Raw genomic sequence first — 4,539 nt, 5'->3', positions numbered from 1 at the left:
GCGCTCGACCTCGCCCAGGCGCAGCTCGCCCAGGTCCTGGACCAGCACCGGCACGCCGGCGGCCGTCTTCACCACCACGTGGCCCATGTCCTGCAGCGAGCGCAGCAGGCCGACGCCGCGCACGACGTAGGACTGCTCGCCGCGGTCGATCACGCTGCCGCCGCCGCTGCTGTTGTTGGCGTTCAGCGCGTCCACGACCTGGCTCAGCGTCAGGCCGTACTGCGTCAGCCGCGCGGGATCGAGCGAGAGCGTGAACTGCGTGGTCAGCCCGCCGAAATTGGTGACGTCCACGACGCCCGCCACCTTCTTCAGCCGCGGGATGACGGTCCAGGCCTGCAGCTCGGAGAGCTCGCGCAGGCTGCGCGTGGGGCTCTCCAGCGTGTAGCGGTAGATCTCGCCGGTGGGCGAGGTGTAGGGGTCCAGCCCCGGCCGCGCGCCATAGGGCAGCGAGAGCTCGGCCAGGCGCTCCTGCAGCCGCTCGCGCGACCAGTAGCCCTCGACGCCGTCCTGGAACACTACGGTCACCAGCGACAGGCCGAAGAGGCTGCGCGTGCGCAGCACCTGCATGCCGGGCGTGCCGAGCAGGGCGCGCTCGATCGGGATGGTGATCTGCTGCTCGACCTCCTCGGCGGCCAGGCCGTTGACCTGGGTGACGATCTGCGAGGTCACGTCGGCGATGTCCGGATAGGCCTCGATGGGCAACTGCCGGAAGCTGTGGACGCCGTAGAGCGCGGCGAAGGCGAAGACCAGCCAGACGATGCCGCGGCGGTCGAAGCACAGGGTGACGAGGCGCTCAATCATGGAGGAGCACTCCATCGCGCACGACCACGCGCTCGCCGGGCCGCAGGCCCGAGACGATCTCCACCTGGTCGCCCAGCGCGGCGCCGACGCTCACCTCGCGGGCGACATATCGACCCGGCGCGCGTTCGACGAAGACGCGGGTGAACAGGCCCTCCTGCAGCAGCGCCGAGGCGGGCACCACCGGCGCCGGATGCGAAGGGCCGGCGAAGCGCAGCTTCACGAACATGCCGGGCCGCAGGCGGCCGTCGGCGTTGTCCAGGATCAGGCGGACCTTGACGGTGCGGGTGTCGGGATCCAGCACCTCGCCGATGTAGCGCACCGTGCCGGCGCGTGGATCGTCGGGATAGGCGTTCAGCACGACCTGGGCCGACTGCCCGACGAAGATCCTGGCCAGGTCCTTCTCCGGCACGGCGGCGGTCACCGAGACCCGGCTCAGGTCCGCGATCGTCATCAGCGGCGCATTGACGTCGTTCCAGTAGCCGCCCGGTGCGGCGTTCATCTCGATGACGCGGCCGGCCAGCGGCGCGCGGACCGACAGGCGACGCCCGGCGTTGTCGTCCGCGCTCGCGCCCAGTTGCGCGAGCCGGGCCTGCGCGGTGCGCAGGTCGTTGGCTGCCTGCGCGTGGGCAAGCTGCGCGGCCTCCAGGTCCTTGCGCGCGGCGATGTCGGCGTCGAAGAGCAGCTGCTGGCGGTCGAGGTCGCGGCTCGCCTGCGCGGCCGCGTCGCGCGCCCTGGCCGCGTCGCCGCGGGCCGCGCTCAGGTCGGAGGAGTCCAGCGTGAAGAGCACGTCGCCCGCGCGCTGGCGAGCAGGAGCAGGCAGGCCGGGGTCGTGAACGACCGTGGCGTGCCGCGATCGGTGATGCGGAGGAAACGGAGAGGCAGCATGAGGGGCTCCTGCGGGCGACGGCCGCAGGACGCCCCTCAAGCGTGGGCTGGAGGGATCCGGGCGGTCGTCGCTCGCGGCGAAGGGAATCGGCGAGGGGCAGCGGCGGGTGCCGCGTGGCGTCGACAACTGGGGTCGGGATCCATGGGGGCTCCTTGGGGACTGGACGGGCAAGCGGACAGGCCGGGCCGCCAGTGCGACGCGACGAGCGGCAGGTTACGCAGCCCTTCCTGAAGAAACCCTGAACTTGCGGCCATGTCCGGGCTCACACCCGAAAGTCATTCAAGCCTGATCTGTTGCGCCGGCAGGATCGCGCCGTCGGCCGCGGAGCCATGCCAGCGCCGCAGCGCGCGCTGGAAGAACAGGCTGTTGGGCAGTTGCAGGCTGGTGCCACTGGCCGGGTCGCCGCTTTCGAGCAGCGTCGTGTAGACCAAATTGATGTCGACCACGCGGCCCTTCACGCCGGGCTTGTCGCCGGATTCCAGCAGTTCCACGACGTCGCCGACGCGGAAGGCGCGAGTGACGTAGATCAGCAGCGCGCAGAAGAGGTTGGACAGCACGCTCCACGCGGCGAAGAACGCGACCGCGCCCACGGTCGCGAAGCCGGTGAAGGCGGTCCAGAGGACGGCGCCGGAGACGCCCAGCCGCTCCAGCGACCAGAGCACGGCGCCGCCATAGATCAGCACCGCGACCGAGCGCAGGAAGACCGTGGCGACGGTCACGGGCAAGGCGTAGGCGCTGGTGAGCTTGCGGGTGAGGTGGCGCGCGATGCGCATCACGAGCCAGGCGCCCAGACCGATCAGGATGACCTCGATCAGCGGGACCAGGAGGTCGAGCCACTCGGCGGCCCAGGCGGGCAGGACATCGTGCAGGAGCCGGTTCAACTTGTTCATGGGAGGCGAGTGTCGGTGTCTTCGGCGGGGAATGTCTGTATCGGCATGAACGCCCTCGCCCCCGCGAGGAGGGAAAGGGCAGGGAGAGCGGCTGCTTCGAAGGGCTGCAGCGCGGTGGTGCGGTCTCGTGTGCCCGAAGGGTGGGACAACCGAAGAGCCGGCCGCGCGGCGGCACGCGGTTAACCTCCGGCGGCCGCTCACGTCCCGTGTGGCGGCCTCGCTCGCGAGGAGCGCCGGCCAGGCGCCCCGCCGCGTTCCTTCACTGCCCGAGGGCCTTCATGCATCGACTGTTCCGAGTCCTGGCCTCCGTGTGCGTGCTCGGCCTGTCCGCCACGGCCGCGCGCGCCGACGACAGCACCCGCATCGCCTTCGACAGCTTCACGCCCAAGTCGCTCTTCGACCTCGCGCGCGAGCGCCGCGCGCAATGGGTACCGACGCCGGTATGGGGCGATCTGAGCCTGCCGGCCGGTGTTGCCGGACCGGTGCCCGCGATCGTGCTCGCGCACGGCAGCGATGGCGTGGGGCCGGGTCTGCAGCAGTGGGTCCAGGCCTTCAACGGCATCGGCGTGGCGACCTTCATCGTCGACAGCTTCGCGCCGCGAGGCGTGTCGTCGACCGCGGCGGACCAGACCAGCGTGCCGGCCGCGGCCAACGTGATGGACGCCTTCCAGGCGCTGCGGTTGCTGTCGGCCGACCCCCGCATCGACGCCAGGCGCATCGGCATCATGGGTTTCTCGCGCGGCGGCACCGTGGCGCTGCAGACGGCGCAGTTGCCGTTTCTGCGGGCTGTGGTGAAGACCGGCCAGGCCTTCGCGCTGCACATCGCGACCTATGCCGGCTGCTCGCAGATCTATACCTCGCCGAACCTGACGCGCGCGCCGCTGCTCAACCTCGTCGGGGCCGCCGACGACTACACGCATCCGGAGCCCTGCGAGGCTCTGGCCGCCGAGTACGCCACGCTGGGCACGCCGGTGGAGACGCATCGCTACGCCGATGCGCATCATGCGTGGGACAGCCTGCTGCCGGTGCGCTACCGGGCCGATGCGACCAGCGGCTACGCCTGCGGCGTCATCCGCACCGACATCCCGACCTGGGTGGTGACCTCCGAGCGCACCGGGCAGGTGATCCCGTCGGACCAGCTGACGGCGTTCATCAACGCGTGCATGACGCGCGGCGCGCACGTCGGCCGCAACGAGGCGGCCTTCCAGGCCTCGCGCGAGGATGCGACGCGCTTTGTGCGGCGCGTGTTCTTCGGTCAGTGAAGGCCGCGGCGAATCGGCACACACGTCCGCCAATATCGGCTGTTCGCGCCGGCGGTCGGTGTTGTGAACCGAGCGGGGGCGCCCCTCGCTTCAAGGCGCGTGCGCGAGCGCGAAATCCAGCGCCGCGCACACGGCCGTCACCTGCGCCGCGACGCATTCGTCCGGGGTGGTGCGCGGGCTGTCGGGATAGACCTCGGTGGTGGTCGTGAAGGGCGCGCCGGTGAGGCTCGCGCACAGGCCGGACTGGCGCACCGGGAACTCGATCACGCCGTCCGCGATCACCGGGAAGCCGATGATCCGGCCTTGCGCGTCGGGCGGCGCGATGTGGGTCACGCGCCGCACGGCCTCGATCACGGCCTGCTGGAAATCGAGCCGCGTGGTCTCGCTGTCGCCGACCAGGTAGAAGCCGTCCGGCACGCCGTCGCGGTCGGGCTCCTTGCCGTCGCGGGCCGCCAGCGCCGGCTGGAATTCGGTGGCGTCGGTGTCGGTGGTCTCGTGCAGGTCGATGTGCAGCAGGAACCGGCCCGCCAGGGGCTCGACCAGCGCGATCAGCGCGCTCGACTCCGCGGCCTCGCGGCGCGCGCCGAAGTTGCGGTTGGGATCGACCGCGTGGTAGTTCCAGCGGCAGATCCGCTCATAGGCCCAGGGGCTGACGCAGGGCACGACCAGCAGGTTGACGCGGCCGGCGTAGCGCGCCGCG

4 protein-coding genes and 1 pseudogene are annotated in these 4,539 nt (G+C 71.3%); 1 reads left to right on the top strand and 4 read right to left on the bottom strand.

The window, feature by feature from the left end; genetic code table 11:
• From FUT87_RS25575 to FUT87_RS25565, 3 genes are all read right to left on the bottom strand, one after another.
• Positions 1-801: efflux RND transporter permease subunit (locus FUT87_RS25575; protein WP_147242819.1), on the bottom strand; the 801-nt coding region annotated here is incomplete at its 3' end.
• Entirely contained in the window at positions 794-1,588 is a 795-nt protein-coding gene (locus tag FUT87_RS25570; protein WP_255512036.1) for an efflux RND transporter periplasmic adaptor subunit, read from the bottom strand. The genes FUT87_RS25570 and FUT87_RS25575, both read right to left, overlap by 8 nt.
• A gap of 374 nt (positions 1,589-1,962) precedes the next feature.
• Positions 1,963-2,577: a mechanosensitive ion channel family protein gene (locus FUT87_RS25565; RefSeq protein WP_091721971.1), complete on the bottom strand. Its 615-nt coding sequence runs from the start codon at positions 2,575-2,577 to the stop codon at positions 1,963-1,965.
• A gap of 278 nt (positions 2,578-2,855) precedes the next feature.
• On the opposite strand from FUT87_RS25565, the gene FUT87_RS25560 reads away from it, so the two are divergent.
• Positions 2,856-3,839: a dienelactone hydrolase family protein gene (locus tag FUT87_RS25560; RefSeq protein WP_147241627.1), complete on the top strand. Its 984-nt coding sequence runs from the start codon at positions 2,856-2,858 to the stop codon at positions 3,837-3,839.
• Positions 3,840-3,929: 90 nt separating this feature from the next.
• On the opposite strand, the pseudogene FUT87_RS29460 reads toward FUT87_RS25560, so the two are convergent.
• Positions 3,930-4,539, bottom strand: a pseudogene (locus FUT87_RS29460) (peptidase); the annotation flags it as partial.

The sequence above is a fragment of the Mitsuaria sp. TWR114 genome (genome assembly GCF_007997345.1).
The sequence above is the reverse complement of the archived record's forward strand: the minus strand, read 5'-3'. Positions and strand labels throughout refer to the sequence as shown.

Bases quoted from the DNA above. Each gene is read 5' to 3' on its own strand.
- FUT87_RS25565 (WP_091721971.1), bottom strand. From the start codon at position 2,577: ATGAACAAGTTGAACCGGCTCCTGCACGATGTCCTGCCCGCCTGGGCC.
- FUT87_RS25560 (WP_147241627.1), top strand. From the start codon at position 2,856: ATGCATCGACTGTTCCGAGTCCTGGCCTCCGTGTGCGTGCTCGGCCTG.